A 19,328-nucleotide genomic window follows, 5' to 3' on the forward strand; every position below is an offset into this window, starting at 1 on the left:
TTCCACCACCTCATCCATCTCACATCCCACCTATTACATTCTTTTACGGCGCAACGCCCTCTTTCATATTCAATTCACCATTTCCGCTATCCATTTCGTACGTGCTAAAATCCTGTGGTGCTTTGAAATTTATCCCTTCGCCCACGCTTCCATCAATTCCCTTCACATATACACGTTGGTTGGAATAGAAAATCTTCTTCGATTCGTCCCAAATTAATTCCTGGGAGGAGAAAGTATCGCCCTTACTGCTTTTCACGACTACATTTTTCCGGAATTCGGTTTTGAGCTCATTATCCCTCCTAATCGCATAATCGCAAACGAGGTTTCCATCAATGGAGCCATTAGGGTTATAAAAATCGATGTTAACCCCTTTGATCATTTCCTGATAAGTGCTTCCATTAGCAGGTGTAACCTTATCCAGTATCGGGGCAACTCCTTTTGCTTTGATCCTTGCAGAATCGCTATAAATAATATCTACTCCTAAAGTCCGGTCGCGGGAAAGAATGGTCTTATTGATCGAAACAGCATCTGCTTTTTTTAGATCGTCGTCTCCACAGGAAGCCAGAAAAAAAGGCAATACCAGAAACAGACCATATAAAAATGCTTTCAATTTCATTAATCTACTCGGTACTTACGGAACCAGGTATCGTTCAAGGTAAAACCCAAATGGAAATTAATATACTGTTCTTTAACCAGGTTATTATTCAACGTTCCCCGTTGGCCAAGTTCTGTTGTAAAATTAATTTTATAAAATGCATTACCACCATTAGCAGTAGGTAACGGGAAACCAAAACCTAAAGATGCGCCCATTTGTTTAATATCCTGATTGCCGATTTTGATATACGTTTTATCATAATTGAAACCAATGCGGTAATCTATCCGTTTCATATAACTGTTGTAAGAAAATGCATCAGGTGTCCACTGTCCACCCAAAGATGCTCCCCAGCTATCCTGCAAACCTTGATTTACATCATTGATACTGGTTTTAGACCATTTTCCCATTCTAAAATCGGCACCGATTAACCATTTATCATTCTGTTGGATAGCAATCCCAAAATTGTGCGTTAAGGGTAAAGTAAGGTTAGATTTTCCTTTATTTACCGTATTTAAGGTATCAGCTGCGGTACTTTCATTTCCATCCTGATCTCTGGTATAAAGCGTAGCATAAGAAGTTAGTGTAGAGTTTACTTTTCCAGAAGTGCTTCCGGAGTAACCCAGGGTAACTATCGTTTTCTTGCCTAAAGTGAAATCATACTGGATACCATAAGAGTAACTTAATCCTGCAACACTGTTTTTGGTCTGAAGTTTTGCATTATAAGAGCCTACACTGTTAAATTCTGTAGCGCGGCTGGTTTGAAGATTTCCGAAAATGTATTCCAGGTTACCACCAATCCTTAAGTGATCGCCAAAACGGTAACCATAGCCTAAATAAGCTTTTGATAAACCACCCTCTCCTTCATATAGCTGATTTAAGGTTGTAGTATCAACTTTAACCGTATTCCTGTAGTTATAACCCAGATCAGAATAAGGTAAAATACCAAAACTCAATGCCGATCTTCTGGTAACAGGAGCGGCAAAGGCCAGGTGACTAAAAGTAGAATTAAAACTTGATTCGGTTAAATTGTTGCGGGTCAGATTCGTTACACTTGCACTCATACCAATATCAATAGTGGTTAGCGAAATACCTGCATATGATGCCGGATTCTGCATATTGATGTTATTGAAGCCGGTAACCTTGCTTACTGCGGTAGAGATTCCGCCCATTGCCCTAAACTGGGGCAATAAAGATCCTTTTATATTTCCAAGTCCATATCTGGAATATGGTGATGAAGTGGTAACCTGTGCCTGAGCATTTAAACCACAAACGAGAACGAATATGGCTGCAATATAATTTATTCTTTTGTACATTTTAATCTGCAATAGCTTCATTTAATCCTTTTAACACTAAGTAAGGATCTTTTATAATTTGAGGCGCAAAGATGCTGTTTTGTAATTGTTTATACAAAAAATTAGCATCTCCACCTGTTATAATTACCTTCAGAGCACTTTCTTTTTTATTATTTAGGGCAATAAAGCCTTCAATTTCATTTATTATCCCTTGTAAAACACCGTTTTTTATCGCCGATAAAGTGTCGCTCCCGTCCGGTATATTCTCCCGCTCGTCCCAGTCTATCAATGGCAGGCGACCGGTAAATTCGTGCACAGCCTTAAAACGCATATTAATACCCGGGCTTATACCGCCTCCAAAATATTCCTTCGAGCTACTTAAAACATCGTAAGTGATACAGGTACCCGCATCAACCACTAAACTTGCATTTGCTGGATGTAAGCCATTGGCACCCAAAATAGCTGCCCATCTATCTAACCCAAGGGTGACTGGTGTTTTATATCTGGTTTGCACACCATTCGTTAATAGGGTTGAAAAACGGATATATTCGGTATGTTTTTTTAAAAATACTTCTAATGGCCCGATTTCCTGGTTAACACTACTAATAATAGATTTAGCTGGCGAAAATTTCTCGATCAACTGCGCAAGATCTAGTATTCCAATCTTATTGAAACGCTGATGGTGAACAATTTCTTTATCTGCAAAAACACCCACCTTAACCGCAGAATTTCCAATATCAATGGTTAAACTACGCATTTAAAATCTCCCGCTGCAACTGATATGTTCTTAGCAATTCCAATGACCATTTTTTATCCATCTTAATTAAAACCAAAAAAGCTTTAATTCCAAAATCATCTACAAAGCTATTAATCTTTGTTAAGTTTCATTCTAGTTATTTGTTAAAAAAGGTTAAACAAAAAGAAAATACTGTATCGAAAGCACAAATAAAACGAACAATGTTTCGTAAAACCAACGCTTTTTGGCATTGCTGAAATAGTAGGCTAACAATACCGATCCTGGAGGTACGCAAAGTAAAAAATGCCAGGTCCTGAAATCGGGCTTCAGGTAAAAACTAGCTGCAGAAACAATAAACATGAAAAACAACAGCTGAAAACTTTTTCTTGTACTGATGAAACTCCTGAAGAAATTTTCGCGCAGCTGGAGCGATGCCAATATCATAATTACGGTTACCGGAATGAGTACCAGATAATCATTATAGTTGATTTTAAAAACCGAAGGGAACTTATTGGCCAGTGGCCTCCAAATCTGATAAAATGAGCTTAAATTATCATTCCAGTAATAAAACACCGCCAAAAAAAAGAATACTGTAACAAACCCGACTAAGCCTGCCATCCATTCTCGCCAATTAAACGATCTAAAAAGCAATAGTGCCAAAAAGATCATCATCAACATGGCCATAAAAGGGAAGTAGATTAATGTTCCAGCCCCAATAATCATCCCGATATCAAATATGGTAGTAATGGAATTTGCACTTTTGCCCAGTTTTAAAAACTTATCAATGATCCAGATTAACAAAAAATTGCATAACAATGCCGGACTTAGGATCATAAAAGGCATAAACAAGCTTGTACCGGTAATAAACATCAGTCCCGGCAGAAAACTGGGTTTGGCCAATAGATTATGGTTGTTTACCACCCGGTTGAAAATTAAGGCTTGCACGTAAACCAACAATGCCGCAATAAAAATATTGGTATAGGGGGTAAAGGCATGATCTAAATCAATGTTGATCAGTAAACGCGCAAAGGGTTCCAGGAAATCAAAGTTCAGCTGATCATGCGTTTCCCGAAAAATGGCAATACGTAAAAAGAACGTGTATGCCAGCAAGAATACGAGGTTGATGGGATTTAGCTTTCTAAACTGATTAATCATGCATTTAAAAGAGTAGGCAAAGTAAAGAAAATAATTTAAGAGTAGGAGAAGAAAGATGAAAGCGGAAGGCTTAAAGCTCAAAGGCTAAAGCAGAAAGACCAAGCGTATAGTTCGGGTGTTCAAGAAATTGTCAGCCCGAGCGGAGTCGAAGACCGATTAATAGGTAAAAGCAAAATGCTAAAAAAAATTATCTAGTTTTTTGAAAAGCAGGTTTCTGTTCTTTTCGGCTCCGGTAGCCCTGCCATCCGCTTTATCCCGATAAAAACCTGTGAAACAAGCAAGCAAACCAATCTATAACACAAACCGGTGCTTAATCGGGATGCCCGCTCCTGTCAGGTTTAGCGTACTTGGTACAGTTCGACTGAAACTTAAGCAGAAAAGCCAAAACATAGAGATGCACATAATTGTCCACTGTAGAATTCCACCTTGCAATAAAAGATTGCCTGCCGGCAGCAGGCTGGCTTCGTTGGCCGAAAAGCCTCCTCGAAATGACGTTTAATTTGACTATTAGTCTATCTACTTTGGACTACCGACTCAGGACTGTAGACTTATTACTACGAATTAAACCCTCGCATATTTCTTCACCATATCATCAATAATCTGGGCGGTTTCATCCGGAAAATCAAACTCGTGTTTTTGAGGATTTTCAACCCAGTTTTTAACAATTGGCAACCAGTTACGGGTACTCCCCCAAATTACCGGCAAACCAAATTGTTTTAAAGCATAAGCATTACACTGCTGTTCGAACTGGAAACGCATAGGAGCAACCAACAGTTTTTTCTTTAGATAAAGTGCCTCGGCAGGTCCTTCAAAACCACCACCCGTGAATAAACCTTCGCAGGTAGCCAGACTTTTATTAAATTTTTCGTTACTAACCGGCTCTACAAAAACATTCCCTTCCTGATAGGCCACATTGCTGTGTTTAGAAAAAACCTGCCACGTAACACCTGGGAGTTGTTTAAAAAGCTTTACCAGGCGTTTATCATCTATTGCCGGAAGATAGACCGTATAATGTCCTAAATTTTCGTTTTTCAGGTTTCGGATTTCTGCCCTGATTACAGGCGTATGAATAAAGTTATCATAACGATCGAAATGAAAGCCGATGTGGTATTTGGTAGGTGCGTAACGGCTCAAGATCAGTTTGCCCCAATCCAGCGTTCTTGGGCGAGGTACTTTTTTCGATTTAAATGCAGCCTGATGACTTAACGATACGCATTCTATGCCCTGCAGTTTACAGGCCCAGGCGCTCACAGGTTCAAAATCATTAACGATTAAATTGTACTCTTTGAGCGGCAGTTGCTTCATATCTTTTCTAAAGCGGAAAAGATTCATATTCAACCACGTTTTATAATAGTCTACCCCACCTTTTTTACCAAAGATAAAACTGAAACCATGTAATTGGTACTTTACGGGCTGACTCAATTTTACATCGGCCTGCGTACCACTCACCAAAATATCCAATTCGCCATATTTTTGAAGCAAAGGAATAATCTCCCTCGCTCTGCTGATATGACCGTTACCAGTTCCCTGAATTGCGTAAAGTATCTTCATTTATGCCCGAATATCTAAAATTATTGGGCAATTTCATATTTTATATTCTGCAAAAGAATATTGATGTCCAGTTTGCTCTTTAAATCTTCCGCATCCGAGAGCATTCCTTCCTCCAACTGATCCTTTGTAAAATGCTGGTGTTCATACTTAAACACCGTCCAGGTTTTACTTTGATATTCTAAAGCCGTTAAACTTTCCACCCAATCGCCGCTATTCAGATAAGTTACTTTTCCATCTTCTGTGGCAATTTCTCTTTGCTCAGCCTGATGAATATGGCCACACACTACATACTCATAACGTTTTTCAATAGCCAGTTCTGCCGCAGTTTGTTCAAAACTATTAATGAACTTAACCGCATCTTTAAACTTGGCTTTGATTTTTTTCGAAAAGCTCATTTTTTCCCTTCCAAAAGCAGTCAATACCCAGTTTACAAAACTATTAATGAGGATCAGTGTATCATAACCAACCGCACCTAATTTAGCCAGCCATTTAGAATGCTGCATGGTCACATCAAAAACATCACCATGAAAAAACCATGCTTTTTTTCCATCCAGTTCTAAAATCAATTTATTCTGTAAATGAAAACTTCCCATTTCCATACCGTCAAATTTGCGGAGCATCTCGTCATGGTTTCCGGTAAGATAGTGAACCTGCACACCTTCTGAAACGAATTTCATCAGTTTACGGATGACTTTCATATGCGATTCCGGCCAGTAACTTTTGCTAAACTGCCAGATGTCGATAATATCGCCATTTAAGATTAATGTTTTGGGTTTAATGCTTTTAAGATACTTTAAAAGTTCTTTAGCATGGCAGCCATAAGTACCCAGGTGTACATCAGAGATTACGACTACATCGAGATTTCTTTTTTCCATAAAAAGGGAAAGTTCAGGGGAAAGGATATTATTACCGCCTGGTTTAAGCAGTTTAGAGTTAAATTAATGGTGCTACCACTCTTCTTCCTCATCGAGTTTTACCTCAAAAGGGCTAAAGAAATAAAGTACAACAATTAATAAGCATACGGCAAAGAATGACTCTAACATATTACCTGATTTTCATTACAAAGATAAGACGCTGTATATCAAACAAATGTTACGACATTGTTAAATTTTATTACAACCTGGCTTATGGGTTCATTTGACATTGGTTTATTGGTTATTGCAAACCGCAATTGGACAGTTGGGCCTTGGTATTTTGTTGACTCTGTTAACTAAAGCAAAGGTCGTCATCTCGACCGAAGCAACGCGAAGTGGAGAGATCTATCCAGCAGATCTCTCAGCTACGTTTCACTCCGCTCGAGATGACAATCAGAGGAAGAGATCGGACCAAAAACAAAAACCCCGTAAGATCAAAATCCTACGGGGTTTAAAATATAATTCCAATAAAGCAGTTAAGCTTTAACCGCTTTCTTCTTTTTCTTTTCTTCTGAATAAAAACCAAACCCTAATCCGGCCAACAACAAGATCGATCCTGCCAAAGAGATTTTTTCTCCGGTATAATACGAGGTTGGATGGAAAATAAACTCAAGTTTATGGTTACCTGCCTCTAATTGGGCTGCACGTAAGACGTAATCGGCCCTGAAGTATGGTTTCTCAACTCCGTCAACATACATTTTCCAGCCCTTATCGTAATAGATCTCTGAAAACACTGCAATTGCATCCTTGGCCGTTGAGTATTCGTAAGTTAAATGATCAGGACTGTAGTTGGTCAATTTAATAAATCCTTCCTGACCTGTTCCCAAACGTTTAGTATCGATTAGGTTTTTATAGCATTCGTCGACAATAGCCTCTTTTTTAGCATCAAAACTGCTAATTGCCTTCATTTCTTCATCAGCGTTTTTAGCAAACTGCACGCTTTGTACGAACCAGGCATTACCTGCAGCTGTTGGGTTACGCTGCATTTTATACGACCCGTTTTGCTGATCTTGTGTGATGATGTACTTGGTATTTAACATATCAAGAACGTCCTGGTTTATGCTTTTCGTCATCTGGTTATCTACCAGTTCCTGAAAACGTTTTAACCGCGCGGAATGGAAACCGCCTACAGTTTTATGGAAGTAAGACGTTTCAGCACTTTTGAAGGGATCACCCAGCGATAGATCAAAAACCCTAAAGTTTGGATCTTTATCGGCCGAGATAAAATTATCTACATCCCTTGGCTGGTAGTGGTTATCTAAATCTGATTTGCTTACAAAATTCTGGTTATTTAAGTATCTGCGATCTACCTGCCATAAATCTATCAGTACAAACAAAGCTAATAAGCCAAAAGCCAATTGCATGTTCATCTTTTTGGTGATGAAAGCCCAAGTAATTCCAAAACCTGCCGCTATAAACAATAATGATCGTAAGGCATCAGCACGGGCTAAAGCTACACGATCAGCAACAATGCCATTCAAAATTTCCATTGCCGCAGCACGGTTATTTTGGAGGGTCTGTGTTAAAGCATCTAAAACCTGTGGCTGGTTAGCCTGGGTAAAGCTGAAAAAGGCTGTTGGGATTATTGCAATAATCAATGCGAACCCACCTGTAATACCCGCAGACCATGTTAAACGCTGTACCAAATACTTCTGATCGTATTTACCATCCTGTGCCTCTTTAATTGCTAATACTGCCAATAGGGGAACCAATAAACCAACAACAGCCAAAATAGATTCAACTGCTCTGAATTTGTTATAACCCGGCAGATAATCAAAAAAGATGTCAGAGATAAATGGCAGGTTTTGTCCGAATGATAAGAACAATAATAAAATACTCGATCCCAAAATCCACCACTTCCAACGGTGTTTTACAATAAACAAACCGAAGACAAATAAGAAACAAATAATTGCGCCAAAATAATACGGACCAGATGTACCTGGTTTATTGCCCCAATACTGGTTAGTACCTAAATTCTGTGCAACATAACCAATGGCCTGACGCGGATCTACTCCCTGAAGATTTTTTTCCACCGCTTTATAGGTGTTGCTTTCAGGTTTGATCATTTCATCAATACTGCTTGCACCACCATAAATGTTTGGGATCAGGAACGAGAAACTCTCCCCAACACCCTGGCTCCATTGATAGGCGTATGCTTTATCCAAACCGTTTGCGGGTTCGGCTTTATCAGTTTTTAAGTTAGATTTACCACGAATAGTTTCTTTACCATACTCATATGTCGTCCACAAGGTACCTGCATTAACTAAAACTGACAAGAAAATGCCTGCGATAACATAAGCAACAGATTTACCAAATGCCGCAAGCTGTTTCGCTTTAAAAGCATGATAAAGTTCTATACAGCCTAAAATAAATAAAGCTATAAATAAATAATAGGTCATTTGGATATGGTTAGAGCGGATCTCCAGAGCCATAAAAAGTGCCAGCAGACTACCACCAACTAAATATCGACCTCTTAAGGTGAGGATAATGGCAGCTAAAATAGGAGCAAAAAAGCCGATAGCTAAAGCCTTGTTGCTATGCCCTGCTGCTATAATAATAAAATTATAGGATGTAAATGCAAAGGCGATTGCACCCGCAGCAGCTAACCAAGGATTTATTTTTAATATACAGAATAAAAGGTAGGCTCCTAAAAGGTATAACAAAACCGTTCCAACAGGATCGGGGAATATACCCTTAATTACATCTATACCATAAGTTGTAATATTGAGCGGGTATTGTACCCAAATTTGGTAAGCTGGCATACCACCGAACATCTGGTTGGTCCAAAGCGGACCCTTACCATCTTTCGCCTTAATATCCATAATTTCCTTTTGCATGGCTTTAGCCTGCAAAACATCGCCTTGTTGTGGTGCTTTACCCTGCAAAACGGGACTGAAGTAGGCAAAAGTAATGACTACAAAAAATGCAATAATGGCTAAGTGGACGCCATTTCTATTAAACCAGTTATTCATTAAGGTTTGTTTAAGTTTAAACGAACGTCAAAAATAAAAAATTGGGCGGTATAAAAAAGCAATAAATGAAATGCATGCTGAATAAAAAATTAGATTTGTAGCAAAGAATAGAAATTCAACCTATTTATTATGAGAAAGTTTGTTGTTACAATTGCGATTGCCACCTTATCTTTTTCTTCGTTTGCCCAGATTGTAAGTTTAAGTCATGATGAAATAAAAAAGCTGAAAACGCAGATCAAAAATGATGGACAAACCAAAAAACTATATCAGGGCTTTGAAAAATCGGCATTAAACTATCTAAATGAAAGCCCCAGCCCAATTGATACCATCCGAACGGAAGGATTATTAAAGGGTAATCCAAAAAAGGAAAAAACCAGATTAGCCCTGGCAGATATGAACAAAATGTTTGCTATGGCCTTGCAATATCGGATTACAGATGATCGGAAATATTTAAACAAATGTGCAGAATTTCTTGGTGCATGGGCTAAAATCAATAAGCCAAATGGCGATCCTATTGATGATACGAATCTGGATAAGTCAATCGAGGCTTACGACCTGGTGAAGAACGATCTATCAAGTGCAGATAAAAAACGGGTTGATCGTTGGTTAAGTGAAACAGCACGGGCAGAAATTAACAGCAAGCGAATGAAAGCGGGGAGGGCCACTGCCATCAACAATTGGAACGCACACCGTTTAAAAGTTGTTGGTGAAATCGGTTACACGTTAAACAATCAGGAGTTCATCAAGTGGACCATTGATAATTTAAAAAGCCACATCAACATCAATCTATATCCTGATGGCACAAGTTTGGATTTTAAAGAGCGTGATGCCATGCATTACCATATTTACGACCTGGAACCGATGTTAAAGCTAGCCATTATGATTGATAGGGCGAAGGGGCCAAACTTTTACACCTACCAATCGCCTAAAGGATCTTCGATCAAAAAATCGGTCGAATGGCTGATTCCATATATCAATGGCGAAAAACAACATGAAGAATATGTAAATACGACTGTGAAGTTCGATCGCGATAGGGCAAAAAACAATGAACCTGGATTTGCACCCGGATCAATGTTTAAACCGGATTTAGCTTTGCCCGTATTAAAGCTATCTGTGTATTTTGATGGAAAGCATGCTGATCTGTTAAAAGAAGTAAACAACAATGCTATCAACTGGCAGATGGTACTGGATGAAATTCAACGCCGAAATAACTAAATAAAAAAACGAATAAACTTTCAATAATTTTTGAAAGTTTAAAAATTATATTTTATATTTGTTTATGGAATTGGCAGCAGCGAAATTAAAATTTATAGAAGCCTGGGGGAAATTAGGCTCCGAGTGGGGCATTAACCGTACCATGGCCCAGGTACATGCGTTATTATTAATTTCTCCTGAAGCCCTTACTACTGAAGAAATTATGGAACAGCTCAGCATCTCCAGGGGAAATGCAAACATGACGCTCCGCGATTTAATTGGATGGGGTTTAATTGAAAAACAGCATAAAGCGGGCGAACGAAAAGAGTATTTCTTTGCTGATAAGGATGTTTGGAATATTGCGCGACAAGTAGCTAAAGAGCGCAAAAAAAGAGAGTTAGAACCTGTGTTAAAAGTTTTAAATGAGCTGTCAACAGTAGTGGGCGATGAAAAGGATCCGGATTATAAGACCTTCAAAAAATCAGTTTCCGATATTAACAAACTTGCGATAAATGTTGACAAAACTTTAGAAACGATGCTCAAAGCGGAAGAAAATTGGTTTTGGGGTTCCATATTGAAAGTATTTAAATGAACTGAGGAGGGTGGAGATATAGAGGTTAAGTAGCAAGATGAAAGTAATGAGTATCAAGATGAAAGTATCAAGTATCAAGGGAAATTTACTCTTACACCTGAAAGCCTGCCCCCCCTAAACCTTAAACCTCCATAAAAATAGCCTAACCAATTGTTTGGCTTTATTTTTTAGTTTAAACTTTCATTATTTACTGAAAATATTAAAAATTTAAATAAAATGAAAACGCTTAATAACCATGTGATTTTATTTGACAATGAGTGTCCTATCTGTTATGCCTATACCAAAGCTTTTGTCAAGATAGGAATGTTGTCTCAAAGTGGCAGGGAGGCTTACCAGGAAATGCCATCAAACATTTGCCCACTGGTAAACCATCAAAAGGCAGCCGATGAAATTGCGTTGGTGAATACCGAAACCGGCGAAGTCACTTACGGGATCAAGAGTTTGTTCAAAATTATTGCATATGCCATTCCTTTTTTTAAACCGTTGTTTTTGTTTGGTCCTTTTGTTTATGTGATGCAGCAACTTTATGCATTTATTTCTTACAATCGTAAGGTGATTATCCCGGTTGCAATTAAAGAAAATAGCTTGCAGCCAACTTTTAAATTACGTTATCGGATAACCTTCCTACTTTTTACCTGGTCCATCACGGCTTATATTTTGATTGACTATGCACACCTTTTAACCGATTTTGTTACAATGGGCAGTAATTACCGCGAATACTTAATCTGTGGTGGACAGCTATTCTTTCAGGGTATTATCATCAGCTTTTACAGAAAAGAAAAACTTTGGGATTACCTAGGCAGCATGATGACCATTTCTTTTGCGGGCTCGCTTTTACTCCTGCCCATTATCGTGCTGGATAAATACTTCAACTTTCAGCCACTATTTTTCCTAATTTATTTTTTAATGATTGCGGGATTGATGTTTTTAGAACATATCCGGAGAAGTAAATTATTAAAGCTAGGCTGGTTGATGAGTGTGACCTGGGCACTTTACCGCTTAATTGTTTTGGGTTTAATCTTAATTTTATCATGATCATGAAATACGGAAAAATTATACTTGCTGGTGGAAATGGTTATTTGGGCGGCGTACTCTCAAAATATTTTGGCAGCATGGCCGATGAAGTGATTATTTTGGCCAGAAAGCCACAAGCTGAAAAAGGCAACATTAAAACATTGGTTTGGGATGGCAAAACCATTGGTGATTGGACCCATAGTTTTTCTGGAGCAAACCTCGTAGTTAACCTCTGCGGCAAAAATGTAAACTGCAGATATACGGAGAAAAACAAAAAAGAAATTTTTGAGTCAAGACTGATTCCTACTCAATTATTAGGAAAAGTAATTGAAGAAATGATAAATCCACCGAAACTTTGGATCAATATCACTTCTGCCACTATTTACCGCCATTCAGAGGACCATTCACAAGATGAGTTTACGGGCGAAATTGGTGAAGGATTCTCTGTTGAGGTATGTAAAGCTTGGGAAAAATCCTTTTTCGAAACCAATACACCCAATACCCGAAAGATTGCACTTAGAATGGGCATTGTTTTAGGTTTAGCGGATGGCGCATTTCCACGATTACTTAACCTGGTTAAACTGGGGATGGGTGGCAAACAGGGCAATGGCGAACAGTATGTGAGCTGGATCCATGAAGAGGATGCTGCGGGTAGTATCGAATGGTTACTAAATCATCCGGAAATTAAAGGAGTCGTAAACTGTACAGCACCAGAGGCGATTGAAAACCATGTTTTCATGCGCAGCATCAGAAAGGCCTTTGGCCGTAATTTCGGCTTGCCTGCCCCTGCCTGGTTATTGGCCATTGGCGCAAGAATTATAGGAACAGAAACAGAACTGATTTTAAAAAGCAGGAGGGTTAAACCAGTTGTGCTCCTCGATAGTGGATTTGTATTTAGATATGGAAAAATTGATGAGGCAATGGCAGCTCTGAGCCAGGCGCGATAAAAGCTATTGTAACCAAAACAGATATATGCCGACAATAATCATAAAAACATTGATTAATGCACCTATCAGGCGTTGTTTTGATCTATCCAGAAGTATCGATCTTCATTTACAGTCAATGAGATCATCTAATGAAAAAGCGATAGCTGGAAAAACTAACGGCCTGATTGAGCTGGGTGAATCTGTTACCTGGAGCGCGAGGCACTTTGGCGTCAAGTTTGAAATGACCAATAGGATCAGCCGGATGAAATATCCATCGTTCTTTACAGACGAGATGATTACCGGACCGTTTAAAAAACTCCATCACCAGCACTCGTTCAAAACAATAGGTTTCCAAACAGAAATGACAGACATTTTTGAGTTTCAGGCTCCATTCGGCCTATTTGGCAAGTTAGCGGAAAAAATATTCCTAAAGAACTATCTGCTGAAACTTATTGAAAAAAGAAATGAGGTAATTAAATTTCAGGCTGAATTGTAATGTATGCTATGAATAATTTCATCACGAATTTTAACAAAAAACCCCGAGACAAGTTTGGGGTTTAGTTTTATTTCACTTCTTCGTAATCTACAAAATCGCCAAGCTTATCTGTTTTACTTTGATCAGGTTTTGGGGGCATATAATCTATTGAGATAGAACCTTCAGGCTTCTGCCGACGCTGTTGTTGCTGTCCGGTACCCGGACTCTGCATTTTGCTGGCCAGGTTGTTAAACAGCATGGGTAGAATTAGCCTAATCAACATTCTGATCAGCCAAAGTACCAATATTGTAATAAAAATGAATTTTACTAATGCCATGCTTTAAATTACTGTTGTTACAAATATAGACGACGTAATATTTATTTTGTTACTTTTTAGGCCTTTAATTGCAATCCGATTACAAATATAATACGCAAATAAGGCTATAAAGGTTTTAATAACTGCATTAATCTTCAACAATCTCGGCTACGCGACCAATCTGACCGTCTTCAAGTCTAACCTTTATTCCTCTTGAATGAAATGCGGATGAAGTAAGCAGATCTTTCACCACGCCATAGGTGATGTTTCCAGATCGCTGATCTTTCTTCAATATGATTCCGACTTCCAAGCCCGGATAAATGTCTTTTCTATTTTGCCCGTCCATATGCGCTGTAATAAACTGATGATGAAGATTTCAAAATTCCATAATTATTTTGAAATGTTTCCGAGAAATCTGTTACAATTTTATGGTTTAAAGATTAAAAGCTAGCATTTAATGTGAAAAGCGCCCTGATCAAACCCCGTTATCAAAACCCATAAAATAGCCTTTGCCTATCCTAAGTTATTTATTTACCGAATTTTTCGCCAAACATTTTCTCCAGCGCAAACATTTCATCACGCAGCTTTGCAGCTTGCAAAAAGTCCATATCCTTTGCTGCTTTCTGCATATCCTTCCGGGTGGTATCAATTGCCCTTTGCAGTTCCGCCTTACCCATATATTGTACAATTGGATCTGCTGCAATACTGATCTCTGCATTTTCTACATAAGCTTTAGCTTTATTATCGTTCGCTTTTTGAGAGAAATCGAGCACTGAAGTCTGTTCTAAAATTGCTTCTCTCGATTTGCCAACAGTTTTAGGAACAATACCGTTTTCAAGATTATAGGCAATCTGTATATCTCTACGCCTGTTCGTCTCTGAAATGGTTTTTTCCATACTTTCCGTAATGCCATCAGCATACATAATTACCCGGCCGCGATCATTACGTGCAGCACGACCAATGGTTTGGATCAATGATTTTTCTGACCGCAGAAAACCTTCTTTATCCGCATCCAGAATTGCGACCAAAGTAACTTCTGGTAAGTCCAAACCTTCCCTCAAAAGGTTAATTCCCACTAACACATCAAATTCGCCCAGGCGTAAACCACGCAAAATTTCTACACGTTCTAAAGTTTTAATTTCGGAATGAATATACCTGGTTTTGATGTTCAAGCGATCAAGATACTTCGTTAACTCTTCAGCCATCCGTTTGGTTAGGGTAGTAACCAGTACACGTCCGCCATCTTTTATAGTAAGGTCTATCTCATCCAAAAGATCATCAACCTGGTTAATGGCAGGCCTGATCTCTATAACAGGATCAAGTAATCCGGTAGGCCTGATGACCTGCTCCACAACAACACCTTCTGATTTTTCCAGTTCGTATTCTGCCGGAGTAGCACTCACATAAATGGTTTGTGGTGCAAGGGCTTCGAACTCGTTAAAGTTTAAAGGCCTATTATCTAAGGCGGCAGGCAAACGGAACCCATACTCAACTAAAGATAATTTTCTCGATCGGTCTCCACCATACATGGCCCTGATTTGCGGAACAGTAACATGGCTTTCATCAATAACCATTAAATAATCATCAGGGAAATAATCCAGTAAACAGAAAGGCCGCATACCCGGTTGTCTTCCATCGAAGAAACGGGAATAATTTTCGATCCCTGAACAATACCCCAATTCTTTCATCATTTCAAGATCGAAATTGGTCCGCTCTTCCAGTCTTTTGGCCTCCAACAAATGACGATCGGCAATCAATTGGTTTTTGCGGATCTCTAATTCTTCCTGTATACCCCAAATGGATTGATTAAAGCGGTCTTTTGGTGTAACAAAGAGGTTGGCCGGATAAATAGCCATATCCTCCAGTTTTTCTAGTGTTTTACCTGAAACAGGATCAATTGCCGAAAGTTCTTCAATATCATCTCCGAAAAAAGAAATGCGGTATGCATGATCCAGATAAGCCGGATAAACGTCAACCGTATCGCCTTTTACCCTAAATGTTCCACGTTTAAAGTCTGTGGTAGTCCTTGAATATAAAATCTCGACCAAACTATGTAAAAATGCATTTCTCGAAATCCGCAGCCCTACACCAAAGCGAAAAACCATTCTCGAAAAATCTTCTGGATTACCCATACCATAAATACATGATATTGAAGATACTACGATAATATCTCTCCTGCCACTCATTAGCGATGAAGTGGTACGTAAACGCAATTTCTCGATCTCCTCGTTAATGCTCAGGTCTTTTTCGATATAGGTGTTGCTCGAAGCAATAAAGGCTTCCGGTTGGTAATAATCATAGTAAGAAACAAAGTAATTGACCGAGTTTTCGGGAAAAAAATTCTTAAACTCACCGTAAAGTTGCGCAGCCAGGGTTTTATTGTGACTTAAAATTAAAGTTGGCTTTTGAGTTTGTTCAATTACATTAGCTATCGTGAATGTCTTTCCTGACCCAGTTACACCCAATAAAGTCTGATAATGTTCGTTAGCGTTTACACCATCTACCAGCTGTTTTATCGCATTAGGCTGATCTCCGGTAGGTTTATATTCTGAAGTGATTTTAAATTTCATGAGTATATCAAACTTAATAAAAATTGAGGTTAAATTTTTACGTTTCCTCCTTCACTTATTAAACACATGAGGGGAAGGAGGAAATATAAGACTTAACAACCAAACAGTAAAACAGACGAAAGTCAGGAAAGTTGAAAATTGATTTACATACAACAATTCTTAAATTATAAGGCTGATTTGTTAAATAGAATACTGCCTTTAAAGCATACTAACCTAGTAAATCAAAAGTTGAATTTTCGATTTACTAGGTTTATAATATTTGTAAACGCAAATTATCAGAAATCTTGCAGCCCAATTAAGAAACAGACTTTAAAAATCTCCTGCTATTGCTATTCTTGGGCCACGACAGGTCGGAAAAACGACATTAGCAAAAGATTTAAGCCATGATTACATATACCTTGATATGGAAAATCCAAGGGATGTTGCTAAACTACAGGATGTTTACACTTTTCTTGAAAAGCGAAACCCACCTATCTTCAAATGATATAACAGTAACCAACCTCCGAAATTTTTTGGTGAATGTTTTGCCCCAGATTCAATAAAAAAACTCCCTGTTGAATTATGTTCAACGGGGAGTTTAATAAAATTCGTCATGCTAAACTTTAAGATTCCCAATTATTTGGGAATGACGTTTGGTGAAATAATGATACCTTATTTTCCAGCAGCGGCCTGCATTGGGTTTTTACCAACCGATTGGCCTCTTACAGTTGTGCTTGCTTTCATTTTGTAAGCCTTGAATTTGCTTTCTTTTCCTTTGCCACCCCATGTATTATTTGACGTGTCAATATCAGCAGTTTCGAGCAAGGGATCAATCAAGATAGAAGCTACTTCTTTATCTTTTACGTAAAATTTAGCCGTTTTTGATTCATTATGTCTCCATATTTGTGCTGGAATACGATCAAGTTCCTTTGTACCATCTTTATAGGTAAATTCTACAATGATGGGCATTACCAACCCTCCCTTATTGCTAAAACTCAATTCGTATAGGAACTTATTTTCATATTTGCTTTTTTCTGCTTCCGGAACAACATCTATGGAAAAAGGAAGATTTGTTTTAGTAGATACCGTCGTATCTACAGTTACCATTCCTCTATCGTATTTATAATAAAAATCCTGCGCTGCAGCATTTTTATCTACATAAAAGCTAATTCTCTTGTCCTCGCGGTTTCTGATTTTTGAAATATCCTCAAAAGCATTTACCATCGGTTTATCAATTTTTACCATTCTTGATCTTGCCGCCGGAAGCTCTTTAGGGAATTCTGCTTTGGCAAACCTTACACTGTCTAAAGAAATGTCGCATGGATCGGTTCCATAAAACCAACCTCTCCAAAACCAATCTAAATCTTCGCCACTGGCATCTTCCATGGTACGAAAAAGATCTGCAGGTTGTGGATGTTTAAAAGCCCATCGTCTGGAATACTCCTTAAACGCATAATCAAAAAGTTCTCTTCCCATAATGGTTTCGCGGAGAATATTTAATCCTGTAGCGGGTTTTGAATAGGCATTTGGACCAAAACGTGCAATATTTTCAGAGTTGGTCATAATGGGTTCTAGCTCATCTTTAGGCAGTTTCATGTAATCAACAATGGTATATGCAGGCCCTTTCTTACTTGGAAATTTGTTATCCCAAAGCTCTTCGGTCAGGTATTCTACAAACGAATTCAAACCTTCATCCATCCACGTCCACTGACGTTCGTCGCTGTTTACAATCATGGGGAAAAAGTTGTGACCAACCTCGTGGATGATTACACCAAGCATTCCGTTTTTGGTGCTTTCACTATAAGTTCCATCAACATCGGTACGGCCATAGTTAAAACAGATCATCGGATATTCCATTCCATTTGCAGCTTCGATACTTTGTGCAACCGGGTAAGGGTAAGGAATGGTAAAATCTGAATAGGTTTTAATGGTATGCGCTACTGCACGTGTAGAAAATTTACTGTATAGGTTGTAAGCTTCTTTTCCGTAAAAACTCATACACATTACGGTATTGTTATTAGCCTGAATTTTTTGTGGCATGGCATCCCAGATAAATTTACGGGAAGAAGTCCATGCAAAATCGCGGACATTATTTGCATTAAATACCCATGTTTTTTTTGCTGTAGATTTTTTGGTTTCTGCCAGTTTAGCTTCAGCCAAAGTTTGGATTTCTACTGGTGCAGCAGCCGTTTTTGCAGCATTATACCTGCTTAACTGTGTTGGACTTAAAACAGCACTATAATTGATACACTCGCCAGTTGAACCCACCAAATGATCTGCCGGAACAGTCATTTGAACTTTAAAGTCGCCAAAGGTTAAGGCGAACTCACCTCTTCCGGTAAACTGGTGGTTCTGCCATCCCTGAAAATCGCTGTATACACACAAACGCGGGTACCATTGTGTCATTGTAAATAAATAATTGCCATCCGCTGGGAAAAACTCATAACCACCACGGCCACCAACACTCATCCTGTCCGTAATTTTGTAGTTCCAGCCTATGTTAAAGATAAACTTCTGTCCGGTCCTCAACGCTACCGGCAAATCAACCCTCATCATGGTTTTGTTAACGGTGTATTTTAGGCTTTTGCCCATAGCATCTGTTAGTTTGGTAATATTGATTCCATAACCATTGTTTGCTTTGGAACTCAGCTCGTCTAAAGACTGGGTACTTCCTGCAGTAGGCATTTTGGTCGCATCCTGATAATTGGCATTTCTATCTGTACTGTGCTCATTTTCATCAAGCTGCAGCCAAATATAAGTTAAAGGATCAGGAGAATTATTGGTGTAGGTGATGGTTTCAGCACCCGTTAACAACAGATTTTTTTCATCCAGCTCACATTTAATGTTATAATCAGCACGCTGTTGCCAATATTTTACGCCAGGTGCCCCACTTGCTGTACGCTGTTCGTTAGGGGTAGGTAAAATAGTACCCAACTGCTCAAATTTATTCCCATGGTTACTACCTGGGTTATTCTGAATATTTTGAGCCATAGCCAAACCTCCGGAGAAGAAGAGCAAGCCAGTTAAAGTAAATAGTTTATTCATTG

Annotated in this window: 17 protein-coding genes; 6 read left to right on the forward strand and 11 right to left on the reverse strand. The window is 38.6% G+C overall.

From position 1 onward, the window contains the following. Window positions 1-43: 43 nt before the first annotated feature. The 7 genes from PGN18_RS09665 to PGN18_RS09695 all read right to left on the reverse strand — a co-directional run bounded on the left by PGN18_RS09665 (window position 44) and on the right by PGN18_RS09695 (window position 9,215). Window positions 44-616, reverse strand: a complete 573-nt coding sequence (locus PGN18_RS09665; RefSeq protein ID WP_335319279.1) for a hypothetical protein — start codon at window positions 614-616, stop codon at window positions 44-46. After that, on the reverse strand, window positions 616-1,908 hold the full coding sequence (locus PGN18_RS09670; protein WP_335319280.1) for an OmpP1/FadL family transporter: 1,293 nt from the start codon (window positions 1,906-1,908) through the stop codon (window positions 616-618). Before PGN18_RS09670 ends, PGN18_RS09665 begins: the two co-directional genes overlap by 1 nt. Before the next feature lies 1 nt (window position 1,909). Beyond that, on the reverse strand, window positions 1,910-2,644 hold the full coding sequence (locus PGN18_RS09675; protein WP_335319281.1) for a type III pantothenate kinase: 735 nt from the start codon (window positions 2,642-2,644) through the stop codon (window positions 1,910-1,912). A gap of 153 nt (window positions 2,645-2,797) precedes the next feature. Beyond that, window positions 2,798-3,778: a DUF6427 family protein gene (locus PGN18_RS09680; RefSeq protein WP_335319282.1), complete on the reverse strand. Its 981-nt coding sequence runs from the start codon at window positions 3,776-3,778 to the stop codon at window positions 2,798-2,800. Between the two features lie 561 nt (window positions 3,779-4,339). Then, a complete protein-coding gene (locus tag PGN18_RS09685; protein ID WP_335319283.1) occupies window positions 4,340-5,329 on the reverse strand; it encodes a glycosyltransferase family protein in 990 nt (329 codons plus the stop codon). A 20-nt stretch (window positions 5,330-5,349) separates the two neighbouring features. Continuing rightward, entirely contained in the window at window positions 5,350-6,204 is an 855-nt protein-coding gene (locus tag PGN18_RS09690) for a UDP-2,3-diacylglucosamine diphosphatase (RefSeq protein WP_335319284.1), read from the reverse strand. A gap of 515 nt (window positions 6,205-6,719) precedes the next feature. Then, window positions 6,720-9,215, reverse strand: coding sequence for a YfhO family protein (locus PGN18_RS09695; RefSeq protein ID WP_335319286.1), 2,496 nt, complete (start codon window positions 9,213-9,215; stop codon window positions 6,720-6,722). Window positions 9,216-9,344: 129 nt separating this feature from the next. On the opposite strand from PGN18_RS09695, the gene PGN18_RS09700 reads away from it, so the two are divergent. The 5 genes from PGN18_RS09700 (at window position 9,345) to PGN18_RS09720 (ending at window position 13,437) form a co-directional block, all read left to right on the forward strand. Then, window positions 9,345-10,430: an alginate lyase family protein gene (locus PGN18_RS09700; RefSeq protein ID WP_335319288.1), complete on the forward strand. Its 1,086-nt coding sequence runs from the start codon at window positions 9,345-9,347 to the stop codon at window positions 10,428-10,430. A 64-nt stretch (window positions 10,431-10,494) separates the two neighbouring features. Beyond that, window positions 10,495-11,001 (forward strand): GbsR/MarR family transcriptional regulator, encoded by a 507-nt coding sequence (locus tag PGN18_RS09705; RefSeq protein ID WP_335319289.1) that lies wholly within the window; start codon window positions 10,495-10,497, stop codon window positions 10,999-11,001. Window positions 11,002-11,217: 216 nt separating this feature from the next. After that, a complete protein-coding gene (locus tag PGN18_RS09710) occupies window positions 11,218-12,036 on the forward strand; it encodes a DUF393 domain-containing protein (protein ID WP_335319290.1) in 819 nt (272 codons plus the stop codon). Window positions 12,037-12,038: 2 nt separating this feature from the next. After that, window positions 12,039-12,962: a TIGR01777 family oxidoreductase gene (locus PGN18_RS09715; RefSeq protein WP_335319291.1), complete on the forward strand. Its 924-nt coding sequence runs from the start codon at window positions 12,039-12,041 to the stop codon at window positions 12,960-12,962. 25 nt (window positions 12,963-12,987) lie between these two features. After that, on the forward strand, window positions 12,988-13,437 hold the full coding sequence (locus tag PGN18_RS09720) for an SRPBCC family protein (protein WP_335319292.1): 450 nt from the start codon (window positions 12,988-12,990) through the stop codon (window positions 13,435-13,437). A gap of 67 nt (window positions 13,438-13,504) precedes the next feature. On the opposite strand, the gene PGN18_RS09725 is transcribed toward PGN18_RS09720, so the two are convergent. From PGN18_RS09725 to uvrB, 3 genes are all read right to left on the reverse strand, one after another. Then, entirely contained in the window at window positions 13,505-13,753 is a 249-nt protein-coding gene (locus PGN18_RS09725) for a DUF4834 family protein (RefSeq protein WP_335319293.1), read from the reverse strand. 127 nt (window positions 13,754-13,880) lie between these two features. Further along, entirely contained in the window at window positions 13,881-14,078 is a 198-nt protein-coding gene (locus PGN18_RS09730; RefSeq protein ID WP_335319295.1) for a YwbE family protein, read from the reverse strand. A gap of 181 nt (window positions 14,079-14,259) precedes the next feature. Beyond that, the gene (gene uvrB / locus PGN18_RS09735; protein WP_335319296.1) at window positions 14,260-16,302 is read right to left on the reverse strand and encodes an excinuclease ABC subunit UvrB; all 2,043 of its coding nucleotides are present in this window, start codon (window positions 16,300-16,302) and stop codon (window positions 14,260-14,262) included. 325 nt (window positions 16,303-16,627) lie between these two features. Here uvrB and PGN18_RS22395 point away from each other — a divergent pair, with 325 nt between their 5' ends. After that, on the forward strand, window positions 16,628-16,786 hold the full coding sequence (locus PGN18_RS22395; RefSeq protein WP_442955350.1) for an AAA family ATPase: 159 nt from the start codon (window positions 16,628-16,630) through the stop codon (window positions 16,784-16,786). A 167-nt stretch (window positions 16,787-16,953) separates the two neighbouring features. Here the strand turns inward: PGN18_RS22395 and PGN18_RS09740 are convergent, their stop codons facing one another. Further along, window positions 16,954-19,326 carry a M1 family metallopeptidase gene (locus PGN18_RS09740; RefSeq protein ID WP_335319297.1) on the reverse strand — a complete coding sequence of 791 codons (2,373 nt, stop codon included), beginning with the start codon at window positions 19,324-19,326 and terminating at the stop codon, window positions 16,954-16,956. Window positions 19,327-19,328 lie beyond the last annotated feature (2 nt).

It is taken from the genome of Pedobacter terrae (genome assembly GCF_036946585.1).
Classification (GTDB): domain Bacteria; phylum Bacteroidota; class Bacteroidia; order Sphingobacteriales; family Sphingobacteriaceae; genus Pedobacter; species Pedobacter terrae_C.